Annotated in this window: 18 protein-coding genes and 3 pseudogenes; 14 read left to right on the forward strand and 7 right to left on the reverse strand. The window is 59.1% G+C overall.

Features of this window, described 5'->3' with window-relative positions; all coding sequences use genetic code 11:
- Window positions 1-13: 13 nt before the first annotated feature.
- Window positions 14-811, reverse strand: coding sequence for an IclR family transcriptional regulator (locus tag EPK99_RS04955; RefSeq protein WP_128441635.1), 798 nt, complete (start codon window positions 809-811; stop codon window positions 14-16).
- Between the two features lie 246 nt (window positions 812-1,057).
- Between EPK99_RS04955 and EPK99_RS04960 the strand changes: the two genes are divergently transcribed.
- From EPK99_RS04960 to EPK99_RS25975, 10 genes and pseudogenes are all read left to right on the forward strand, one after another.
- Complete coding sequence (locus EPK99_RS04960; protein WP_128441637.1) at window positions 1,058-2,125, forward strand: ABC transporter substrate-binding protein; 1,068 nt, start codon at window positions 1,058-1,060, stop codon at window positions 2,123-2,125.
- Window positions 2,126-2,158: 33 nt separating this feature from the next.
- A complete protein-coding gene (locus tag EPK99_RS04965; protein WP_128441639.1) occupies window positions 2,159-3,664 on the forward strand; it encodes a sugar ABC transporter ATP-binding protein in 1,506 nt (501 codons plus the stop codon).
- On the forward strand, window positions 3,661-4,626 hold the full coding sequence (locus EPK99_RS04970; RefSeq protein ID WP_128441642.1) for an ABC transporter permease: 966 nt from the start codon (window positions 3,661-3,663) through the stop codon (window positions 4,624-4,626). Before EPK99_RS04965 ends, EPK99_RS04970 begins: the two co-directional genes overlap by 4 nt.
- Window positions 4,623-5,576 carry an ABC transporter permease gene (locus EPK99_RS04975; protein ID WP_128441644.1) on the forward strand — a complete coding sequence of 318 codons (954 nt, stop codon included), beginning with the start codon at window positions 4,623-4,625 and terminating at the stop codon, window positions 5,574-5,576. The genes EPK99_RS04970 and EPK99_RS04975 overlap by 4 nt, the downstream gene beginning before the upstream one ends.
- Entirely contained in the window at window positions 5,573-6,514 is a 942-nt protein-coding gene (locus EPK99_RS04980) for an amidohydrolase family protein (RefSeq protein WP_128441646.1), read from the forward strand. Before EPK99_RS04975 ends, EPK99_RS04980 begins: the two co-directional genes overlap by 4 nt.
- 3 nt (window positions 6,515-6,517) lie before the next feature.
- Window positions 6,518-7,834: an alanine racemase gene (locus EPK99_RS04985; RefSeq protein WP_128441649.1), complete on the forward strand. Its 1,317-nt coding sequence runs from the start codon at window positions 6,518-6,520 to the stop codon at window positions 7,832-7,834.
- 51 nt (window positions 7,835-7,885) lie between these two features.
- On the forward strand, window positions 7,886-8,230 hold the full coding sequence (locus tag EPK99_RS04990) for a RidA family protein (protein WP_128441651.1): 345 nt from the start codon (window positions 7,886-7,888) through the stop codon (window positions 8,228-8,230).
- Between the two features lie 61 nt (window positions 8,231-8,291).
- On the forward strand, window positions 8,292-9,305 hold the full coding sequence (locus EPK99_RS04995; protein WP_128441653.1) for a succinylglutamate desuccinylase/aspartoacylase family protein: 1,014 nt from the start codon (window positions 8,292-8,294) through the stop codon (window positions 9,303-9,305).
- On the forward strand, window positions 9,269-10,921 hold the full coding sequence (locus EPK99_RS05000) for an N-acyl-D-amino-acid deacylase family protein (RefSeq protein ID WP_205909052.1): 1,653 nt from the start codon (window positions 9,269-9,271) through the stop codon (window positions 10,919-10,921). The genes EPK99_RS04995 and EPK99_RS05000 overlap by 37 nt, the downstream gene beginning before the upstream one ends.
- A gap of 65 nt (window positions 10,922-10,986) precedes the next feature.
- Window positions 10,987-11,064: pseudogene (locus EPK99_RS25975) on the forward strand (transposase); the annotation flags it as partial.
- A 54-nt stretch (window positions 11,065-11,118) separates the two neighbouring features.
- Here the strand turns inward: EPK99_RS25975 and EPK99_RS05010 are convergent.
- Window positions 11,119-12,309, reverse strand: a complete 1,191-nt coding sequence (locus EPK99_RS05010) for a hypothetical protein (protein ID WP_128441655.1) — start codon at window positions 12,307-12,309, stop codon at window positions 11,119-11,121.
- A 379-nt stretch (window positions 12,310-12,688) separates the two neighbouring features.
- On the opposite strand from EPK99_RS05010, the gene EPK99_RS05015 reads away from it, so the two are divergent.
- Window positions 12,689-13,222 (forward strand): SDR family oxidoreductase, encoded by a 534-nt coding sequence (locus tag EPK99_RS05015; protein ID WP_128441657.1) that lies wholly within the window; start codon window positions 12,689-12,691, stop codon window positions 13,220-13,222.
- Between the two features lie 361 nt (window positions 13,223-13,583).
- Here EPK99_RS05015 and EPK99_RS05020 read toward each other — a convergent pair whose 3' ends face one another.
- The 3 genes and pseudogenes from EPK99_RS05020 to EPK99_RS05025 form a co-directional block, all read right to left on the reverse strand.
- Window positions 13,584-14,015: a 4'-phosphopantetheinyl transferase superfamily protein gene (locus EPK99_RS05020; RefSeq protein ID WP_281033452.1), complete on the reverse strand. Its 432-nt coding sequence runs from the start codon at window positions 14,013-14,015 to the stop codon at window positions 13,584-13,586.
- Window positions 13,992-14,126: pseudogene (locus EPK99_RS25895) on the reverse strand (4'-phosphopantetheinyl transferase family protein); the annotation flags it as partial. The gene EPK99_RS05020 and the pseudogene EPK99_RS25895, both read right to left, overlap by 24 nt.
- A gap of 296 nt (window positions 14,127-14,422) precedes the next feature.
- Window positions 14,423-15,073: a TetR/AcrR family transcriptional regulator gene (locus EPK99_RS05025; RefSeq protein WP_128441661.1), complete on the reverse strand. Its 651-nt coding sequence runs from the start codon at window positions 15,071-15,073 to the stop codon at window positions 14,423-14,425.
- A gap of 158 nt (window positions 15,074-15,231) precedes the next feature.
- Between EPK99_RS05025 and EPK99_RS05030 the strand changes: the two genes are divergently transcribed.
- The 3 genes from EPK99_RS05030 (at window position 15,232) to EPK99_RS05040 (ending at window position 19,657) form a co-directional block, all read left to right on the forward strand.
- Window positions 15,232-17,382 carry a TonB-dependent siderophore receptor gene (locus EPK99_RS05030; protein ID WP_128441664.1) on the forward strand — a complete coding sequence of 717 codons (2,151 nt, stop codon included), beginning with the start codon at window positions 15,232-15,234 and terminating at the stop codon, window positions 17,380-17,382.
- 187 nt (window positions 17,383-17,569) lie between these two features.
- Window positions 17,570-18,517: an ABC transporter substrate-binding protein gene (locus tag EPK99_RS05035; protein ID WP_245455670.1), complete on the forward strand. Its 948-nt coding sequence runs from the start codon at window positions 17,570-17,572 to the stop codon at window positions 18,515-18,517.
- 18 nt (window positions 18,518-18,535) lie between these two features.
- A complete protein-coding gene (locus tag EPK99_RS05040) occupies window positions 18,536-19,657 on the forward strand; it encodes a siderophore-interacting protein (RefSeq protein WP_128441666.1) in 1,122 nt (373 codons plus the stop codon).
- Between the two features lie 325 nt (window positions 19,658-19,982).
- On the opposite strand, the gene EPK99_RS05045 is transcribed toward EPK99_RS05040, so the two are convergent.
- Both EPK99_RS05045 and EPK99_RS05050 read right to left on the reverse strand, forming a co-directional pair.
- Window positions 19,983-21,041: a nucleotidyltransferase family protein gene (locus EPK99_RS05045; protein ID WP_245455740.1), complete on the reverse strand. Its 1,059-nt coding sequence runs from the start codon at window positions 21,039-21,041 to the stop codon at window positions 19,983-19,985.
- Window positions 21,042-21,406: 365 nt separating this feature from the next.
- Window positions 21,407-22,154, reverse strand: a pseudogene (locus EPK99_RS05050) (aromatic amino acid lyase); the annotation flags it as partial.
- Window positions 22,155-22,189 lie beyond the last annotated feature (35 nt).

Here is a 22,189-nt window from a genome sequence, read left to right on the forward strand (position 1 = left end):
AAATGTTGCCGGATCAGGAAAATAGCGCCGTCCCGGTTCGCCGGGTCTTGTTGTCGGCGAGTGACAGGGCCGCCGATTTCAAACAGGCGAGGTATTCGGTTCGCTTCTTCAGGCCGTCTTCCCGCGGGGAGACAAGACACAGAGTAGCGACGCAGAGGTCATTGTCGCCCTTGATCGGCACGGCAAAGCAATGCGTAAAACTGTCCACGATGCTGTTGAAGGTGAATTCTCCGCTGCGCCCCGCCTGCCGAACCTCGGCGATGAATGTATCCGGATCGAGCCATTCGCCATTCGGCAGGGTAAAATCCCCCGCCGGTATAAAGTCGCGGATTTCCGTGTCTGAGAGATGACCGACCAATAGCCGACCGGACGCTGTCCAGGGGATCGGCACGGAAAGACCGACATCGGAGGAAATGCGGAACGGTCGCGCGCCTTCCTTCATCCGCACAACGGTATATTTATTTCCGTCCAGCATGCAGAACTGCGCAGTTTCACCGGTGTCGCTGGCCACATGGGCCAGCGCCGCCTCGCATTCCCGCGTGAAGTCGTAGTGTTCTTCATAGGCGCTGCCGAGAAAATAGAGTTTCCGGCCCAGAAAGACCCGGCCTTCGCCACCTGCATAATCGAGAATGCCGTTTCTCAATAACAGATTGACCAACTCATACACGGATGAGCGCGGCGCGCCGATCTGGGCCGCGATTTCGTTCGGCTTCATCGGCTCGCGCTTGACGCGCAGGAAATCGAGAATTTCAAAGGCGCGATCAAGCCCGCGCGTGCGTTTGCCAATCGCGTTGTCAATGATGGCGTCCATGTGATGTCGGATCCTCTTCGAATTCAGCTGCGCTTGTTTCAACCAAATGGGCTTCTTGTCAACGCTCCCTTCATTCCGGCTCTTCAATGGAAAACGGATGAAAATTCATCATGGGACTTGTTGGCTCAAAAAAATGGCATATAGTCAAAATGTCCATTATTTAGATCATTTGTCTATTATATTGGACATATGTCATTGCCAGAGATTTTTCAAGGTTGCGAATGCAATCAAACAGGGGAACGCCACATGAAGACCGCATTTTTGAAGACGATGCCGCGCCTTGGAAGCTTGTTGGCTGGTGTCAGCGCCGCCGCTTTTTTGATGGTTGGCGGCACAGGCACGGCACTGGCTGCCGCAAACTGCGTCAAGGGCGACCGTAAGGCGCCGTTCACGATTGGCTGGGCCAATATCTATTCCGTGCCGACGTGGATGAAGCAGACCGAAGGCACCATCACCGCTGAAGTCGAGGAACTGAAAAAGACCGGTCAGGTCAAGGATCTGATGATCACAGATGCGCAAGGCAACGCGCAGACACAGATCCAGCATATCCAGTCGATGATCGATGCCAATGTCGACGCGATCGTCGTCATCGCCGGGTCGTCGAACGCGCTGGACCGCGTCATCGCCGATGCCTGCGACAAGGGCATTGCCATCGTCAACTTCGACAGCCTGGTTAACACCGACAAAGTGACTGCGAAGATCAACACGGATTCCTCGCAGTGGGGTGCGACGGCTGCCAAGTGGATGGTCGATCAGCTCGGCGGCAAGGGCAAGATTATCATTATGAATGGCCCGGCCGGCATTTCCGTTAGTGACGACCGCCGCAAGGGTGCGCAGCCTGTGCTCGACGCCAACCCCGGCTTGCAGGTCATCACGGAAACCAACACCGATTACAACGTCGCTCCCGCACAGGAAGCGATGACCAGCCTGTTGTTCGCGAATCCGGAAATCGACGGCGTTCTCTCGCTCGGCGGCGCGCTTTCAGCCGGGTCCGTCATGGCCTTCGATCGTCAAGGCCGCGAGCAGGTTCCGACCACTGGCGAAAATGCCCGCCAGTTTCTGGAGCTTTGGAAGGAGAAGGGCCTCAAGGGTTGGGCAACGATGCAGCCGAACTGGCTGGGTGCGTTTTCAGTCTACACCGCCGTTCAGGCGCTAGAAGGCAAGGATGTCAAGCCGAAGATCACCGTGCCGCTGCCAGTCATCGACGACAGCAATGTCGACAGTTATCTTGCCCGTGCCGACAAGTTCCCGGCCGACGGCTACATCTATTCCGACTACGACAAGGCATTGTTCGACAAGCTGCTGGCCCAGTAAGCCGACATCCGAACAGACAAAGGCGGTCCTGTGATGATTTCATCCATGCCTCTGCTGGAGGCGCGCGGTATCTCGAAGGGTTTCTTCGGTAATCCTGTGCTTAAAGGCATCAGCATTTCGCTGCAGCCGGGCCGTGTTCATGCGCTGCTCGGAGAAAACGGCGCGGGGAAATCGACTCTGATCAATCTTCTGTCGGGCGCTCTCCAGCCCGACGGCGGCGAGATCGCGGTGGATGGCAAGGCCGTCTCCAGATTCAACCCCGGTGCCGCACGCGCCGCTGGGGTTGCCGTGGTCCAGCAGGAGCTGAGCCTAGCCTCCGAACTGTCGATTGCCGAAAATGTCGGCCTCGGGGCATACCCGCGACGCTTCGGGCTTGTCGACTACAAGGCGCTGGCAGAGCAGGTGAAAACCGTGTGCGACATGGTCGGCCTCACGGAAGCACTGGATACGCCGGTCGGAGATCTCTCCCTCGGCCGCCGCCAGATGGTCGAGATTGCGAAGGCCCTTTTCCTCAAGCCACGCGTGCTGATCCTCGACGAGCCAACTTCGTCGCTCTCGGCGCATGAAGCCGGCATTCTTTCCGCTCTCATTCTGAAGCTGCGCGATCAGGGGATCGCACTGCTCTATATTTCCCACCGCCTGAACGAGGTGCGCGCGCTGTGTTCGCATGTGACAGTTCTGAAAGATGGCGTCGTCACCGCCGATCAGCCGCTGGCCGGCGTCGATGCCGAAGGTCTGGTCAAGCTGATGGTCGGCCGGGACCCTGGCGATCTGTTTCCGACCTGGGAAGCCGTTCTGCCTGGTGAGGAACGCATTTCTGTGACCGGGCTGTCGGCCGGCATGGTGCGCGATATCGATTTTTCTGCGCGTGCAGGCGAAATCGTCGGCATCGGCGGTCTTGTCGGGCAGGGGCAGGAAGATTTTCTGCTCGGCCTTTATGGTGCGCTGCCGGGCTCTGTGAAGACGGCGCGGCTTTGCGAGCGCGATGGTCTGTTTTCCGATGTCGGAGCGGCCAATGCGGCAGGTCTTGCCTATGTACCGGCCGACCGCAAGAAGGAAGGTCTGGTGCTGCCGCATTCGATCGCCACCAATCTGCTGATGCCGTCTCTCGGAAAACTGACGAAGAACGGTTTTCGCGACAGGGGTGCGGAGAAGAACACCGTGTTGCAGCTTGCCAGCCGACTGATGATCAAGGGCGATACCGGTCGTCCGGTGCAGGCGCTCTCGGGCGGCAACCAGCAGAAGGTGGCGCTTGCAAAATGGCTGCCGCTCGACCCGTCCGTGCTTCTGCTGAACGACCCGACCCGCGGTGTCGATATCGAAACCAAGCGCGAAATCTACCTGATGCTGCGCGGCTTTGCGGCCGAGGGTAAGCTGGTGATCCTGCTGAGTTCGGATACGCCGGAACTTGTTCATCTATGCGACCGGGTTCTGGTGTTTCGCGATGGCCGCACGGTCGCCGCCCTCCAGCGCGCGGAGATTACTGAGGAAGCCATCGTCGGCGCGGCCATGGGCCTGACGTCCAGGGAAGCAGCATGACCACCCGTTCCATTTCCTCTTCCGGCCTGTATCGGGCAATCCAGAGCCGCCGCAATCGTGGTCTTGGCGGACTTTACATCGTTGTCGTGGCCTTCCTGCTGCTCTACGTCTGGCTGTTTCCGGGTATTGTCAGCATCGGTGGCTTTTCGAAATTCACCCAGAACTGGTTTCCGTTGGCGCTCGTCACGATGGCCCAGGCGCTGCTGATGCTGAATGGCGGCATCACACTGTCGGTCGGCCCGCTGGTCAGCCTCGGGGCGGTCATTGCCGCCACAAGCATGGGCGGGTTCGCCGGCACATGGGGCGGCATCGCAGCTGTCGCCGCTATCGGCCTCGGGATCGGTGCCATTACCGGTATCATCGTCGCGCATCTGCGTTTGCCGGCGATTATCGTCACGCTTGCCGGGTCCTTCATTATCACCGGTATCGCCCTTCTGATCCTGCCTCGTCCGGGTGGCTTCATTCCTGGCTGGTTCTCGGATCTGCTTGCGGGGAATACGCCCGTCGCCTTTTGTCTGCTGCTCGTTGCCATTGCCGGTTGGAAGCTGTTCATGGCGACGCCAGCGGGTCTTGGAATGTATGCCGCGGGTGAAAATCCGGTCGGCGCCTTCCGCTCCGGTGTTTCCGTCGAAAGGGTCAAGGTTGCGGCTTTCGCTATCTCCGGGTTGCTGGCGGCACTGGCCGGCCTGTTCGTTGCCGCGCAAACCGGCTCGGGCGATCCGTTGATCGGCAATCCCTTCACGCTGAATTCGATTGCAGCGGCCGTGCTTGGCGGCGTCGGCTTTCTCGGTGGCAAGGGCACGATGCGCGGTGCGATCTGCGGCAGCCTGCTGCTCTCCGTCATGATCAATGTGATGTTCTTCCTCGGCTTCCCGCCAGTCGCGCAATATGTGGCGCAGGGACTGATCATCGTTGGCGCCGTCGCCATTCCGGAACTGACAGCACAACGGAGAAAAAAATGAACCCCGTTTCAACAGCCGTCCGTGGTCTGTTTCGCAGTCCGCCGCTGCTGACATTCCTGCTTGTCGCGCTCGTCTGGCTGGTGGCAAGCCTGACGCTGAGAGGCTTCGGCGCCTACGGTCATCTGCGCTATCTGCTCGAACTGTCGGCGGTCATCGGCATCGTCGCTGCTGGTCAGACGCTGGTCATCATCATGGGTGGCATCGATCTCTCTGTTGGCGCGATCATTACCGTCACCGCGATCCTGTTGCCGCTGATTTCACCGGCCGCAGACCCCAGCGGGATCGTCGGCATTGCGCTGGCGCTGGCAATTGCCACCGGTATCGGACTGCTAAACGGCGCCGGTGCCGCCTATCTGCGCGTGCCGCCCATCATCATGACGCTGGCGATGGCGACCTTTCTTCAGGGGCTGCTGGTGATGGTGGCCGGGGGCAGCGCCGTTTCCGTCACCAATGCCTCGGTGATCTGGCTCGGTCAGGCGCGACCGCTCGGCATTCCGGCCGGCGTCATCCTTTGGATCGTCGTCGCCATCTCGGTTCTTCTGATCCTGCATCGCACGCCGATGGGATCGCGGTTTCTCGCGCTTGGCGCCAATCCGGTCGCCGCCCGCCTGTCCGGCATCAGCATCACCCGCAACACGCTTGTGCTCTATGCGCTGTCGGGCTTCTTTTCGGGTGTTGCTGGAATCCTCATCCTCGGCATGAACCGTCAGGGATATGTCGGCATCGGCGATCCTTATCTGCTGACCTCGATTGCGGCCGTCGTACTGGGGGGCACTTCCATTCTCGGCGGTCGTGGCACCTATGCCGGCACGATCCCCGGTGCCATCCTGCTGGTGACGACGACTGCGCTGATCACCATCGTCAATGCCTCGCCGGGTTGGCGCAGCATCATGTTCGGGTCGCTTATCCTCGCTCTGCTGCTGATTTCGGGACGCGAGGCACGCCGATGAAGCCCTATCAGGGGCCGGTCATCGACCCACACCATCATCTCTGGGATTTGACGATGGACCGTCATCCGTGGCTGCGCCGGAAGCCCGATGTGGACGGCGAAATGGTGTTCGGAAGCATCGCTGCGATCCAGCGCGACTATGGCGTCGAGGACTATCTGGCCGATGCCGCGGGCCACAATATCGTCGCTACGGTTCATATCGACGCCGGCTGGGCGGATGAATTTCCACTGGAGGAGAGCGGCTGGCTGAGCGGACTGGACAAACGCCAGGGTGTTGCCCGGCGCCTCGTTGCGCATGTGCCGCTCGACGGGCCGGACGCCGAGCGTTGGCTGGAGACAGAGGCGGCCAATCCGGATGTCGTCGGTATCCGCGATATCGTCAGCTGGCATCCGGATCCGCCCAAAAGCTTCGCACGACGGCAGGGCCTGATGAGCGATCCCGTTTGGCGCGCCGGTCTTACGCAAATGACGCGGCTTGGCCTGACATTCGATCTGATGCTGTTTCCCTGGCAGATGAATGAGGCCGTAGGGCTGGCGGCCGATCACCCGGAGACCCTGTTCATTCTCAATCACTGCGGCAGTCCGGCCGACCGCAGCCCCCATGGCATGGCACTGTGGCGCGCGGGCCTGCGGGAACTTGCGCATGCCGACAACGTGCTGATCAAGATCTCCGACCTCGTGGCCTATGACAACCACTGGACCCTCGACAGCCTGCGTCCGGTCGTCGAACACTGCCTCGATTGCTTCGGAAGCCGACGCTCGATGTTTGCCAGCGATTTTCCCGTCGCCGGCCTGCATGCGTCCTTCGGAGAGATTTATGATGCCTTCCACACCTTCACTGCGACGTTAAGCACCGACGAACAGCGCGATCTTTTCTTCACGACGGCGAACCGGACCTATCGCATGGATCTTGGCGTCGACGGCAACCCATTGGAATAGGCAATGTCCGATCTGTTTCTTTCCACTCCTGGCGACGCCCTCCTGCTTGACGACCGTATCCGTGGCTTCCCGGCCGGGCATCCGCCGTTGCCGCTCGCCGACATCGCGGCCAGGGGCTGGAAGCCTTACGATGGCGAGATGTCGCTGCCGCTGATCTCGCTCGACCGCGCCGCCTTTGCGGCCAATACGGACCTCATGATGCGCTATGTCAAAGCGCACAATATCGAGATTGCGCCGCATGCCAAGACGCCGATGTCGACGGATCTTGCAAAGAGTCTAGTCGCTGCCGGTGCCTGGGGTACCACGGTTGCCGACATCCGTCAGGCATCGGTAATGCTCAAGGCGGGTCTCAAGCGGTTGATCCTTGCCAACGAGATCGGCGGACCGGCCGCAGCCAGACGACTGGCGGCGCTGCTGGCGCGCCATCCGGAAGCGGAAATCTCCATCTTCGTGGACTCTCCCGAGCTGGTCGCAGCCCTTGCGTCCGCCTGGAAAGGCCGCACGGATCTGCCGGTTCTGGGCCTTCTTGTTGAAACAGGTGCCGCCCGCGCCGGCGCCCGTTCGAAAGCGGCGGCCGAAGCCATTCTCGACGCTGTTCTCGCCGTCGAGACGGAAACCTTCGGGCTGGCGGGTATTGCCTCCTATGAAGGTGCCGCTGCCACGACCGACCCCGCGGAAACCGCGACGCGCATCGCGAACCTGATGCAATTGACCGCGGATTTCTATGCTGCCGTGCGTGCCCGCGTCGGTGTGGAGCGCAAGTTGCTGGTGACGGCCGGCGGTTCCGTATTCTTTGACATGGTCGTCAAGGCTCTGAAGCCGATCCTGGATGGCGACGCCAATGCGCAGCTGGTTCTGCGCAGCGGCGCCATCTTCTTTCACGATCATGGCGTCTACGAGCGCGGGCTCTCCGGTCTCGACGCGCGGCACGGTCTGGAAATCGCCGGCGTGGTGGAGTCCGCCTCGAAGGGTTTCAAGCCGGCTCTGAGGCTCTGGGCGGAGGTCCTTTCACGTCCCGAGCCAGGTACAGCCATCTGTGGCATGGGCCTTCGCGACGTGGCGATGGACCAGGGGCTTCCGCGCCCGCTTGCCCTTTATCGCGAAGGCCGGTCCTTGCGCTCTATCGGTGCGGTAACGGTAACCAGGCTCAATGACCAGCATGCTTTTGTGGATCTTGCCGGCGACGAGGCGGTCCGGATCGGCGATGTCATCGAATTCGGTATCTCGCATCCCTGCACCTGCCTCGACCGGTATGCCGTCCTTTACGGCCTGGACGCCGGCGATGTGGTCACGGCAGCCTTTGCCACAAGCTTCGGCTAGGCCGAAACAAGTAAAAAACCTCCCAACGAAACAGTAAGGAAAAGACACGACATGATCATGCGCTATCAGAAGGGTTCCCGAATGAGCCAGGCCGTCAGCTACGGCGGACTGGTTTATATCGCCGGACAGGTTGCTGAAAACCGCAAGGCCGGTATCGAGGAGCAGACGCGCGATGTGCTGGGAAAGATCGAGCAGTTGCTGAAAGAAGCGGGCACCGACAAGTCGAAACTGCTGGCGGTGAATATTTTCCTTCCTGCTATCGTCGATTTCGACGCCATGAACGGCGTTTACGATGCATGGCTCGATCCCGAAAATCCGGCGGCCCGCGCCTGCGTCGAGGCTCGCCTTGCCGATCCGGACCTGCGGGTCGAGATGACGGCTGTCGCGGCACTCTGAGTTTGCCTCGAACCGGCGGATCCAGCCGCCGGTTTCCCTTTCCGACGCTTGGGAGAAAGACATGCATACGGGTCTCGTCCATTCGATCGATTTTGCCGCCGACGGCCGGCAGGAAGGCTTTCTCGCCATTCCCTATTCGATCGACCGTTCACCTTATTATCAGATCAAGATCCCCTTTCTGCGGGTGAAGAACGGCAACGGCCCGAGCCTGCTGCTGATTGCCGGAAACCATGGCGATGAATACGAAGGCGAATTGCAGCTGGGCCGGTTGATGCGCCGTCTTGATCCGGCGAAGATCAGCGGCACCGTCACCGTCATCCCGATGGCGAACCTTCCGGCCGTCATGGCGGCGAAACGCTGCTCGCCTTTTGACGGCGGTAATCTCAATCGTGCCTTTCCCGGCGATCACTCGGGCACGCCGACGGCGCGTATGGCCCATTTCCTCGAGCACGAGCTTTTTCCGCGCCACGAGGTGGTTTTCGACCTCCATTCCGGCGGCACCTCGATGGCGCATTTGCCCTGCACACTGATTGAGCGGCAGGCGGACGCCGCCCGTTTCGATCGTGCCGTTGCGCTGATGCGGGCAATGTGCGCGGCGCATGCCTTCATCGCCGACAACGGACCGGCGGCTCCGACATCCATGGGTGCGGCGTCCCGCGCCGGCTCCATTGGCCTGTCGGGTGAGTTCGGCGGTGGCGGTACGGTGACGCCGTCGTCCATGGCATTCACGGCGCAGGCGCTGGATAATCTTCTCCTGACCCTCGGCATCGTCGATGCACCATTGCTGCAACGGAAGATGGCCGCGGACAAACCACTTCTGCAACTGCTCTCGCTTTCGCGTCACAGCCAGGGCATTTATGCGACCCGGCGCGGCTGGTTCGAACCTGCCGTCGAGCTTGGCGCACGCGTGACAGCCGGGGATCTTGCCGGCTGGTATCACGATCTGGAACGTCTCGACCAGCCGGAAGAGCCGCTGTATTTCGCCGAGGCAGGAATCGTGATCTCGCATCGGCTTCATTGTGACAGCCAGTCCGGCGATTGCCTGATCCAGGCGGCAGAACCAATCGAACTGTAGAAGGAACACCGGTCATAATCGATACGCTCATCCGCGAAGCGCGCATTATCGATGGCACTGGTGCGCCTTGGTACCGGGGCGATGTCCTGATTTCGGACGGTGTGATCGCCCGGATAGGTCATGCTCTCGCGGTTGATGGGAATGTCGCGGTGGTCGAGGCCGAAGGCCGCTATCTGGCGCCCGGCTTCATCGATGCCCATTGCCATGACGATCTGATCTTCCTGCGCGAACCCGATCGGCCGGAAAAGGCATTTCAGGGAGTGACCAGCATCGTCGTCGGCAATTGCTCCTTTTCGCTCTATCCCGCCGACCAGCACTCGCGTGAAAACCTGCGACAGCATTTTTCCGGCCTGCTCGGGGAAACGCGGGATTCCGAAATCTTCGAGGATCTGAATGGCTATCGCGATGCCCTGATGGGCGAGGGTGTGGCGCTGAATGTCGTCTCTCTTGTCGGCCACGCGGCCCTGCGCCTCGCCGTCATCGGTCATGACAGACGACCGGCGACGGAGACGGAGACGGAGATCGAACGCATGTGCGATCTGCTGGCTGAGCAACTCCGGCAGGGCGCCGTCGGCCTCTCCCTCGGTCTGGTCTATCCGCCAAGCGCCTTTGCCGGGGACGCCGAACTGTTTGCCATTGGCCGCACCCTGCAGCGCTACGGCAAGGTTCTGGCCGCGCATGTGCGTTCCTATGAGGCTGGCCTGATGGAGGCCATAGAGGAGTTCGGCGCCATACTTCGGACATCCGGTTGCGCCGGACTGCTCTCGCATCTGCAATCGGCCGGCCGGCCGAACTGGGGCCAGATTCCGGCGGCCATCGAGCGTCTCGAAGCCATGCGCGACGAGGGCATCGATATCAGCTTCGACATGTATCCCTATCCGGCCGGCAGCACCTGGCTCTTGCAGCTTCTTCCAGCCGCCGCCATGGATGGCGGACTGGACGGTCTGAAGCAGCGGTTGAGGGACCCGGTTGCCCTTTCGGTCTTGCGTGACTGGGTGGAAAATGGTGGAGACAGGTTTCATGGCCAGAGCAAAGTGTTTCTGATCGGCTGGGAGAACGTCCGCCTGTCAGCTGTCAGCGTCGATGGGCTGAAGCATCTGGAAGGACTCGACATGTGCGTGGCCGCGGCCATGCTGGACCTCGCCCCTTTCGATCTGCTGCTGCGCTTCATCGAAGAGGATGACGGACAGACCGGTATCATCCTGTTTCAGCTGGATGAGGATGATCTTCACGCCGCCTGCTGCAACAGGCTCTATATGGCGGGCTCCGATGGACTGCCCCGACCGGGATCAAAGCCGCACCCGCGCGCCTTCGGCACGTTTCCGCGCATCGCAGGGCCTCTGCGCCGGGACAAGAAGTGGTTTACGCTCGAAGATGCGGTTCGGCGGATGACCTCCGTCGCCGCCCAGCGGTTTGCGCTGGTTGATCGCGGTCTGCTGCGCCCCGGTCTCGCGGCAGATCTGGTCCTATTCGAGGATGCAATCACCGACAGGGCGACATTCGAGAACTCGAGGGAACTGCCATCCGGGATCACGCATGTCTGGGTAAACGGTATTGCCGTCATTGCCGAGGGCCGGCAGACGGGCGCAAGACCCGGCGCACTTTTGTCAGTATAGGGTCTCCCGGCCGGCGTCGCTTGAGTTTCGTCTTGCCGGGGAGAGACCTTGCTGGTCGGCTCGACGTAAAAAAGACCGACAAGGCCAAGGGCTTCGAGGTTCTGCCGCGTCGCTGGGTCGTGGAGCACACCTTCGCGTGGCTCAAGCAACAACAATCGAGGAAACCTGGTTTCCTCGATTGTGATGTCAGGAGGAGGTCAGTCTTTCGTCAGGGCACCCACCGCATCACGCACCCAGTCCAGCCTCTTGGCGGGGATCAGGCCATAGTTGTAGAAGTTGATGCCATCGGCACCCGCCTCGATGGCAGCCTTGCTGCGCGCGGCAAGCGCTGCGGGCGCGGGAACCTCAGGGTAGAAAACCCGAAAGCCGACACCGAGATACTTATCGGCGCCAAGAACTGCCCGACCCATTTTCATCACCTCGGCAATGGCCTCGGGCTCCATGAAATAGCAGCAGAGAATGGCGCCGTCGCAGACTTTGCCGACGGCTTCCAGATCAACGCCGCCGAGCCAGCCGTCCTTCAGGTCAATCAGCACGATTTTCGTGGCTGGATCGGCCTTGGCGCGAATGTCGCGGATCAGGCTGGTAACCGGTTCAGTACGCCAGACGAGGTAGGCGTGAAGCTCGGGCCATGCCTTGAAAGCATCGATACCGGCAGCTGGAAAATCCGGAAACTGCTTTTCGGGGATTTCGCGTTCGCACATCTCGGCAATGAATGTCCGGGTGACTTCGCGTGCACCGGTCGCATTGACGCCGGCCGCGGCGGCGCGTTCCATGCAATGGTCACAAAAGCACAACGACAGGATGAAGTCATCCTCTTCATGGATGCCCACACCGTCTTTCTCGTGATGGTACTCATGCGCGAAGCCCATGAAGTTGGGGCTTTCCAGTTCCAGAACATCGGGTCTGTAATGAGTGGTGATATCCTGCACCAGCGTTATGACATAATCGCGCGCGGCAGGGCTCGACGGGCACAGATTATAGAAATTGGCATTGCCGAAGGCATTGCGCGTCACATGAGACGGATGCAGCATCCCAAGGCGGGTGTTGTGCAGGCATACCGTCCAGCACGAGACCTTCATGCCGCCCCTGTCACGCTCGTTCACCAGCGCCCGGAGCATATCGCCGCGCTCGGTGACGTTCTGCGCCATCAGGGGCCGGATTTCCATGTCGGACCAGAGATATTCGTCCGGCTTGAAATAGACCGTGCCGTCTTCCGGGAAATACGTCTTCTGCTGCGGGCTGCGCGGCTGGAGAAAACGGCCGGCATGGTAGGATGTTGCCAGACTGATGGTGTTGAGACCGGCCCGGTCGCGCAGGTCGGAAATCGTTCCGTCGATACCCTGATCCTGAACGTCCCAAGGGTAAGTCCACATGGAAAGATGCATAGAACGCTCCCGTTTTTCCCTCTCCTGATAAATCGAGGATCTCACCTTGTCCATATTTGTAGCCGAGATTGCAGGCCTTCACCGGTAGACTTTGTCACTGCCCTGCCGATGCTCTTGTGTCACCGCATTGAAGGGGCCTTGACCTGGCCGTGCTCACGATCAGGGTCCGCCGCAGACCAAAACTACCAGGAATGCCTTGCTGTTATCATTTTTCTATAAGCCCGCCCCGTCCTGCGGAAACCTTGGTGGATAACTCCTGCTATACTCTCGGCATGGAGCCGAACACACGATTGATGGGGAACGGTGCCCACATTATGACGCCTGTAACCTTCGCGAGCCCGCGACTGCCTCGTATCGCCGGTTTAATCAGTAACACGCCTTGAACCGAGTTTGCGCGCCTTGCGGCGATAAATGTCGAGGGAGCGAAGGAGGTATTGCGGCTGGCGGCAACCGTGTCACGCCTGTCCATTTCGTGTCGACCGCATCGGTGGTCGCGCGGCGCGGCTCCAACCCCTCCGTCATCAAGGAGGACACCCGGCTGACGATCGGCGAGGTGGAAGACACCGGCTACGTTCAAAGCAAATGGGTGGCCGAGGAACTGATGCACGCGGCTGCGGCAAGGGGCCTGCCCGTGACGATCCATCGTCCCGGTCGCGTCAGCGGGCATGGTCAGACGGGAATCGGCAGCACCAGCATCGGCTTCTGGCATTTCATCCGATCGATGCTTCTGCTTCAGGCGGCACCGGACCTCCGGTCGGACCGATTGACCCTCGCGCCCGTCGACGATGTGGCACAAGCGCTGGCCGCGCTGATAGAACGCGGAGAACCCGGCGCGACTTATCATCTGTCCAATCGGATGCAGACGAGCATCCGTGCGGTTGTGGAGCGACGCAAAGAGCTGGGCATCATCTGAAGGTCATGCCATTTGAGGCCTGGCGCGAGCGTCTGACGAGGGCAGCGGAGGAAAGAGCCAGACAGGGCGACCCACTCCTTGTCCTCCATCCTGCTCCTGACAGATCATCTCGACAAGTACGATGGCTTGGAGGTGAAATCGGCTCTAGATCAGCAGAGGATCGAGGCTGCATTGGCCGGGACTGGATTTGCGCCGCAGCCGATTACCGACGCAGTGCTCGTCGCTACGTCGATTATTACATGAAGGTCGGCTTCTTTCCCGCTGTAGACGGGCAACACAGATCGGCCGCCGGTGTTTAACCGACAAGGCCGACCGACACTCAAATCCCTGTGCCGCCAGTATTCGCTGGCGACACGAAATCTCAGCGAAAAGAATGCAGCGTGCCGCGCTCGATTATCGCCCAGGTTTTGACGAACTCTCCGCCGATCTCGAACTGGATCAAGATCTCCTGATTGCGAGGAATGGCATCATGCAGCGCGTGCACCATGGATAATGACAGAGTCTCGTCGCCGCGAATTCCGTTGAAGACAACCGCATCGAATCTGAGAAACTCCAGGACGATCGGGTATAGTGCCTTGTACAGGGTTTCCTTGGCTGAAAAAATCAGCGCCGCAAGTATCGGGGCATCAAACATCGTCTGCCGAAAAATCCGATCTCGCTCTTCGGCGTTCAGGGCTTCCTGCAAAATTGCCTGCAATGAAGCACCTGCCGGCACCTTTTCGATATCAATGCCAACCAGCGTTGCGTCGTCGGCGACGACAAGGCGGGCACATTTGCCCTGCGAATGGCTGATCGAACCCGATACTCCGCTTGGCCAAATGGGAGCACCCCATTCTCCGATGGCTATCGAAGCACTCGGATGATGCAATATCTCCAGAGCGGTACGAGCAAGAACACGGCCGGCAAGAAACTCGCTTGGCGTTTTGGAACCGCGTTGATCAGTTTGTGAGGAAAGTCGATATCATAGGCATCGAACAAAGACCGATCGTAGAGCTCAACCGCATAGTGTGCTTCCAGTTTGACAAGCTCATCTGCCCTCTCGCTCAATATCGCGATCTCGCCGAGGAAAGCACGCGGCTGCTCGGTCAAAAAAGATGGCAATCAGGCATATGAGATCAAGAGAGCGCTCGATTCAACTCAACGATCAAGATACCGAAGCAATAAACGGCATATTGCCACAGAGCTGTATTCGGTAGGTTACTACATATTACCCCCACTCACGCCATTGATGAGCCAATGCCAAGTCCTGTCAAAATGTGCTTCAATATTCCGGCGCGAGTCAAACTCATTGCTTCCTATCAGTGCCGCGGTCGTCGGCAACACGACCATACAGTGAATGAGATGATGAGCGATCTCGGTAGCATCGCCAGCGCCGATGGCACCGAAGTCTTGCGCCTCGCCAACCGTCTCAATCAGCTTGACCATGATCGGATCTGGCTGCGGCGGTATCGGCCCGTTCTTCTCGAAAACAACGGCTTCACTGAAGGTGATACGCTTCAATGCGATGAGTTCCGGCTCCATATTCACGTGCAAGAGTTCGAGCATCAGTGATCGGAGCCGCTCAAGTGAGTTCCCGCTTGCCGCGGGCATCTTCTCGATCTTGGCAGTCGCGCACTGATGTGCGTGTTCGACGACCGCTTCGAACAGGGCCACTTTCGACGGGTAGCGGCGATACACGGTGTCCTTGCCAGCTCCGCAATGCGACGCGACCTGTTCCATCGACGTGCCCGCAAATCCCCTGCTGGCAAAAAGTGCGGTAGCCGCCTCTATAATTCTCTTTGCCGCTGCATCCTGTTTCGCTTTAGGGGGCCGACCCACTCGGGTCATCGTACGTACGTTTTCAGATGCCATCTTTTTCTCCGACTGTCCTAGGCTCGTCCCGTCTCAACACCGAGGGTTTGTTTGCCAGCATGAAAGCTGACGAAACCGCTCATATTTACTGGACAGGACGATCCCGTTTGATTTAATAGCCTACCAGATACTGCAAGCTGCGACCATGGGGGCGTTTCGTGAAGTACAGCATTTCCCTAAAACAGATACTGACGGCATCGACCTTTCTCCTCTTCGTCAACCAAGCCTGGGCTCAAGATCAGGTCACGCAATTAGCGCCCATCATAATCTATGGTGATGGAGCCACCAACGACACGTCCGGTAGTGTTCTCGTCAAATCTGCCCGATCCGCTACCAAGACCGTGACGCCCGTCGCAGAGACGCCGCAATCCATAACGACCATCACGCGCAAACAGATAGACGACCAGAACCCCCAAACAGTGAGTGAGGCGCTGCGTTATACGGCCGGCGTCCTTTCCGATCGGGATTCGAATTCGCGCTATGATTCGGTGTTTCTCCGGGGCTTCGGCGCATTCGGCACTGCCACGAACTATGTCAGCTATCTCGATGGCCTGAAGTTGCAGCGAGGACAGGCCTTCGCCACTCCGTCCATAGATCCGTTCTTCCTGGATCATGTGGACGTCCTGAAGGGGCCGTCTGCCCTTTTGTATGGGCAGATCAGCCCCGGCGGCCTCGTCAATCAGGTTAGCCGAGAGCCATCCGAGGTCCAATCAAATGAGGTCCGACTTGAGGTCGGATCGGACGGGCGGGTTCAGAGCGGACTTTACTCCACCGGACCTCTCACCTCCGATGGCACGGTGCAGTACGGGCTTGGGGTCATCGGCCGGTCCTCGGGCACGCGCTATGACGATGTCGACGAGCAGCGCCTTGGCGTGACGCCATCGCTGAAGTGGGAGCCGGACGCAGACACGTCGCTGGTGATCTCCGGCTATTATCAACGGGATCCGGAAGGCGGCTATTTTAATTCCCTGTATCCGAAGTTTCTGGCTCCTGCAGGCTATGCCGGTTTCCTGTGTCGCGATCTCAATGTTGGTGATCCAAACTATGACGCTTTCGAGCGCACCCAATACGGCGTTGGCTATAGGTTTGAACACAGTTTTGATGAACAGGTCACCGTACGTTCAAACTTCCGATATTCGGGCGTTGAAACTGACATGCAATCGCTCCAGATGAACGGCCCGATGTCGGCAACCGGTCTTATCCCTCGCTGGGCTGTGCATTCCATTGAAGAAGCGAGTGGTTTTTCGTTCGATAATCAGGCGGAGTTCAACTTCGAGACTGGCACCGCGCGTCATACACTTCTTGCAGGCCTCGACATCCAGCGCTCCAGCAGCAGTTGGGAGTATATGCTGGGTGGCGCGACGTCGCTTGATGTCACCAACCCCGTTTATGGTCAGCCGGTCGGCCCGTTCATGACTGCGATCGATAGCGATCAGACGCTTCGCCAGACGGGTATCTACGTTCAGGACCAGATTGAAATCGGCAGCCTGCGCGGTGTCTTCGGTGTCCGGCACGACTGGGCAAACCAGGATACGGATAATCGCCTCACCGGCACGTCAATCGAGCGATCTGACAGTGCGATGAGCTATCGAGCGGGCCTGCTCTATTTATTCGATAACGGCATAGCGCCCTACGTCAGCTACTCCACCTCATTCGAGCCGTCGACCAGCGTGGGAGCCAGCGGCAGTCCGTTAAAACCGACGGAAGCGCAACAATACGAGGTGGGTATCAAATATCAGCCAGCAGGGCTGGACGCCGTCTTTACCCTATCTGCCTTCGACATCCGCCAACAAAACGTCGTTTACTACAATGCTTCAACCGGCTTCAACGAACAGCAGGGCGAGATCCATTCGCGGGGCGTGGAATTTGAAGCCAGAGGTAACCTCACCAGCAATCTTGAACTGATTGCCGCAATGTCTCTGCTCGACACGGAAGTTTCCGAATCCAACATCGCGTCGATCGTTGGCAACCGTCCGCAGGCCGTACCGCGCTACTACGGTTCGCTCTGGGCAAACTATACTATGGACACCGGCGCGCTGGAAGGTTTGAGCATTGGCGGGGGCCTACGCTTCGTCGGGTCCAGCTACAGCAATGACGCGAATACGGTGAAGGCGGATGGCTACACGCTGCTCGACGCAGCGCTCCGCTACGATTTCGGAGCGAAGAACCCAAGCCTGAAAGGGCTTCAGGCAACGCTCAATGTCACTAACCTGCTCGACAAGGAATACTATTCCTCCTGCAGTTCCGAATATTATTGCCAGTACGGGAACGGTCGGACAGTCCTGGCCGGCCTGAGATACAAGTGGTGAGGCGGCAGTGACTTTAACAAGACGCCGTTTTTGCACCTCCATCGCGGCCGCGGGCATCCTTTCGGGGATCCGACCTGTGGCGGCGGAGGAACAATCACTGACAGTAACGGACATGGCTGGGCGCGAGGTGCGACTTCCCGCGCTGCCAAAACGGATCATACTTCTTGAGGCACACGATCTCCTAACCATGTCCCTCCTTCATGCCGATCCCGCCTCGCTCGTCGTCGGCTGGGCGGCTGTCGATCGGATCGATAGCGAGAGGCTGCAAGAGCGCCTGCTCAACGGCCATCCCGTCAGCACCGTCGGCAAGCAGTCTCCCGATACAGTTTCACTGGAAGGGTTGATCGGCCTCGCGCCAGACCTCATTGTCACGACAGCCTTCATGACGCCGCAGGGTGACGCCGATCCAATGGTGGAAAGGCTGAAGCAATTCGGTATTCCGGTGGTTTACAGCGATGCATCGAGCAATGCCATTGCCGGCGCGCAGGCCGCCGATCCTGTTTCCGAACTCAAGAACTCGATGAAAATGTGGGGCATACTCCTCGGCGCATCGGCAAAGGCAAATGCGTTCGCCTCCTTCTTTGAACGAGAGTTGGCAGGGATAACGGCACGCCTTGCAGGCACGACACCGGTCACAACCTATCTGGAGATCCAGTCCACCCTTGACGATTGCTGCTGGGCGGCAGGGCGGAAGGTCTGGGGCGATCTTCTGGCACTTGCCGGCGGACAACCCTTACCAGGCGTGACCGCATCTTGGTTTGAAAAGCTCTCGCTCGAATATCTGCTGTCCACGCCACACGACGTCTACATCGCCTCTGGTGGTGGATGGGCATCGGGCAGCCGGCCCGCGATCGGGCCCGGTATCGACCCCGCCCGCGGCCGGCAAGGTTTACAGCGCCTAGTCGACGGAAGGCCTGCCTTCGACCATTTGCCAAGCGTTCGCGCGAAGCGCGTTCATGGGATATGGACCGGGCTGATCACCAATCTTCCGCTCAACATCCTGTTCGTAGCCCAAACCGCAAAATGGCTGCACCCCGAACAATGCGTCGATCTTGACGCTGCGGCCATCCTCGATCGTATCAACCGCGATTTCGCGGCATTCCCCGTCGAGGGACCATTGTGGGCCTCGATCTGAATTCAAGGAGAAATCCGGATGTCACCGATCATCAACAAACGATATCGCGCAAGCGCCATGGTGAAGTTTGCGAACATCAGGGAATACGTCGAGCCGATCGTCGAATCGATCGCGACCCACGACATGACTGTTGAAGAAGCAGATGGAGTTCATAATATCCGCTCACCGTTCGGCGATGCCACGTTCGAAGCGACCGCAAACGGCTTCAAGCTGACGGCCGAATCCACGGACGCTGGCGGTCTCAATAGGCTTAAGCATGCGCTCGTCGGGCCGATCGGCTTCATCGCTGCCCGTGAAAAGCTGGAAATCCAGTGGGAAGGGGATTATGCTGAACCGGCTCTACCCGCCGATCTGCGCATCCTGCATGTGAAATCCGTAGAAGACATTGCTCCGCGCTTCCGCCGGCTAGTGTTCCGGGGGAAGAACCTGGAACGGTACGATCGCGACGACCAGTTCCAATGTCGACTCATTTTCCAGCCGCGTGGCACAGCCCAACCGCGATGGCCGATGCTTGACTACCGAGGCCATGTCGTATGGCCGGATGACAAAGCTGTTCCTACACGGGTCTACACGATCCGGCATATTGATGCCGCAAGCCAGGAAATCACGATCGACTTTGCACTTCACGCCAACCCCGGTCCGGCAACCCGTTGGGCCATGGACGCGCGGTCGGGTGATCTTGCAGGTATCCTCGGTCCGGCCGCCAATGGTCCCAAAGCCGCAGAGTTCTACGTCCTGGTCGGCGATGAAACCGCTTTTCCGGGTATAGCAAGGATCCTTGAGAACCTGCCCGTCACCGCGACCGGCCATGCGTTCATCGAGGTGGACACGAAAACAGACGAGTTACCACTTCGCTGCCCTATGGGCCTGAAGGTCGTCTGGCTGCATCGCAAGGGCGCTGACGCCGGCACGACGACGTTGCTGGTGGATGCCGTACGCTCAGTGAAATGGCCTGAGAAGCTCGATACGGTCTTTGTCTGGGGCGGATGCGAGCACCGGGCGTTCAGTGCTATTCATCGGTACCTGAAGAAGGATATCGGGCTTTCCCGCGATCGCTTCGTGCTCTACTCGCAATGGCACAAGCATCTCAGCGAAGAAGAAATCATAACCACAGGAGCAGAGGCATATTTGCCGCAGTGAAAGCCCAAAAGCTCTTTCTCGTCTTGAAGAGATTCGAACTCCTGTCGCTATATTCGCTGGGAGCAACTAGTCTTATCCCAATTTATTCTGTCAATTTGCCGTGCGAGGGAGAAGAAGCGCGTAAGGCTCAAGATCAAAATCCGAATATTCCCGCTCGATCTGTCGCCAGCTGGAAACAGACTGCCGAAACCTGGAGCTGGCACAGCAAAAGCGGAAATTGCAGCAGGAGGCGAGATCGTAAGCCCGAGGAGGAGCAGAAGGGTCCGGCACTTTAGCCTGCTCCCTTCCGAAACAGATGAGGCCTGCCTTGCCAGTGGGCTATCCATTATCTCTTGAGAATGCCAACCATCCGATTGACAGCGCCCCAATATTCCCGGCGCATGGTTTCGGCTGCCTCTGAGATCGCCTGCTTCCAGGCAGGCCCGCGATCCCAAGCCTCTTCCAAGGCGTCAGCCAGTGAAGGCCCATGGCCTGTGACCGGCAGGGCGTCGAATAGCATTCCTGCCTGTCTCATGTCTTTATCCCGTTTTGCCTGGCCGCCAGCGTCATTTTGGCGGCGGCCGGCAATGATGAGCTTATGCACTGCGTACCTGGAAGGATCAGGGATGACCACCGAGATACCGGCACCATGTAGCAGAATCGAACGAACGGGATCACGGATCAAAAAGTCCATGAATCTTAGCGGTTCGGCCGACGCGCCGCCGAGAGCAGGCATGCTGGCGGGCTTATCCGAATATTCTTCGGCTCCCCTGTTCGTCGTCATAAATTCGACCCTGTAGCCGGCTTGGTTCCGGAAGGCATGAGATTGAGGGCTACCGCTGATGTGCGGCACAGCCCGGAAAGTTGGATCAAGTCCTTTTAGGAGATCGAGGATCGGCGGCATTGAATCCGCCACTTCGGCGGAGATCGCAAAATCCTGGGCAAGGTCTGCATCACCTGTTAGGATCGCCGCCGAGGGCAGACGGATGCCGAGATATGCCGAGTAGCATTGAAAAGCGACCGTGCCGATGAGAACACCGCGTAGCCGGAACAATCCGGCCTTGGCAAGCGCTTGTACGACATCGCCGGTAAAACGATCAGCAGCGATCAAACCGGCTTCGCGCGTCAGCGTGGAAACGAACTTGCGGCGGGCCTTGTAGTCCGACTTCTCACCCTTAAACGTTTCGACCCGTTCTGAAATCATAGGATCGTCAGCAGGCCCAACATACCGGCGCTTCTGCCCCCCCTGGCCGTCAGGTTGGTCGAAATACCAGTAACGCCGATCATCCACATTCACCGGCACGAATCTACCCGCCGGAGGGAAGTCCTCCGCCCAATCGTCATCGAACGCCCGTTGTTGAAGCTCTGCGACCATGGTTCGGAACATAAGATCAATCTGCTTAATCATTACGACCTCTATATCGTTTTCGCAACTCTAGTATAGTCGCGAACTGTGAGCAAGCCGTGGTCGGTCCGACTCGATGGTACCGCCTCCCTCTATTCCTCGAACTTGCCACGAATGCTGCGGCATCGGCATTTTAACAAGCTCATCAACAGCAAGTTCGTAAGCGGTTCGAAGGTGAGATTTATCTCCATAAGGCACCCACGGTGCCCGTAATTGCTTTGGTATATAGCGCCCTGCCAAGGTTTGATCGCCTTCGTTTGACACGCAGACCGTCCTTATATTGGTTTTGCGAATCTAGTATAGAAACGTCAATCGTGTCACACGCCTTGACGGGATATGAACCGCCGTTATAATCAAGATGCGGAAATCGTCAGTGCTTTCCAGGCGGCCGGTGTGGCGTGGGTGAGAATATCCTCTTGCAATGCCGATGTGATGCCTCCGTCCAGACTTGCGGGTGCGGCCAGCCGGCGGTTTTCGGCGACAAGTGATGTCGCCGCATATTGCGCGGATCATATACCCGGAGCAGACGCCACTATTAGGCGCCAGGAATGCGGGCAGACCACTGACCAATGGGTTCACTAGGCGGTCGAGAAGCCGCTCAGAGATGGCGGCGAGCTGGGCAGCAGCGACGGAGAGGCTGTCCATCGCGAGTCCAAGTGCTGCGCCGACGGCATGGGCTTGCGAGAAGACGCGCGGTTCAGCGCTTGTGCCCGCGACGGTCGGGTTGTCGGTCACACTGGCAAGTTCGCGGTCGACCACCTCACCCACGTGATCGAAAACGTCACGCGTCGCGCCGTGAACATGCTGTATGCCGCGCAAACTGAGCGGATCCTGGGTCAGAGCCCCCGCGGTTTCCAACAGTATGGCACTGTCTTCAAGATAGTCGCGAAAGCGAGCACCAACGGTCTTTAGACCGAGGGACCGCCGCAGAGCCAGTGGCTCCTCGCCAAAAGCTTCGACCTGAATGCTGAGATTTTCGTACGTCAATGCAGCGGCGGCATCTGCCCAGTCTGCAAGTCGAGCCATGCCGGAAAGAGCAAGACGGGGAAGACCGGTAGCGCAAGGCGAACCGTTGACGATGCTTAGTCCCTCCTTGGCTTCCAACACCAAAGGGTCATGCCGATACGCCAGCCACCTGATCAATGCTT

Source organism: Neorhizobium lilium (assembly GCF_004053875.1).
GTDB lineage: Bacteria > Pseudomonadota > Alphaproteobacteria > Rhizobiales > Rhizobiaceae > Neorhizobium > Neorhizobium lilii.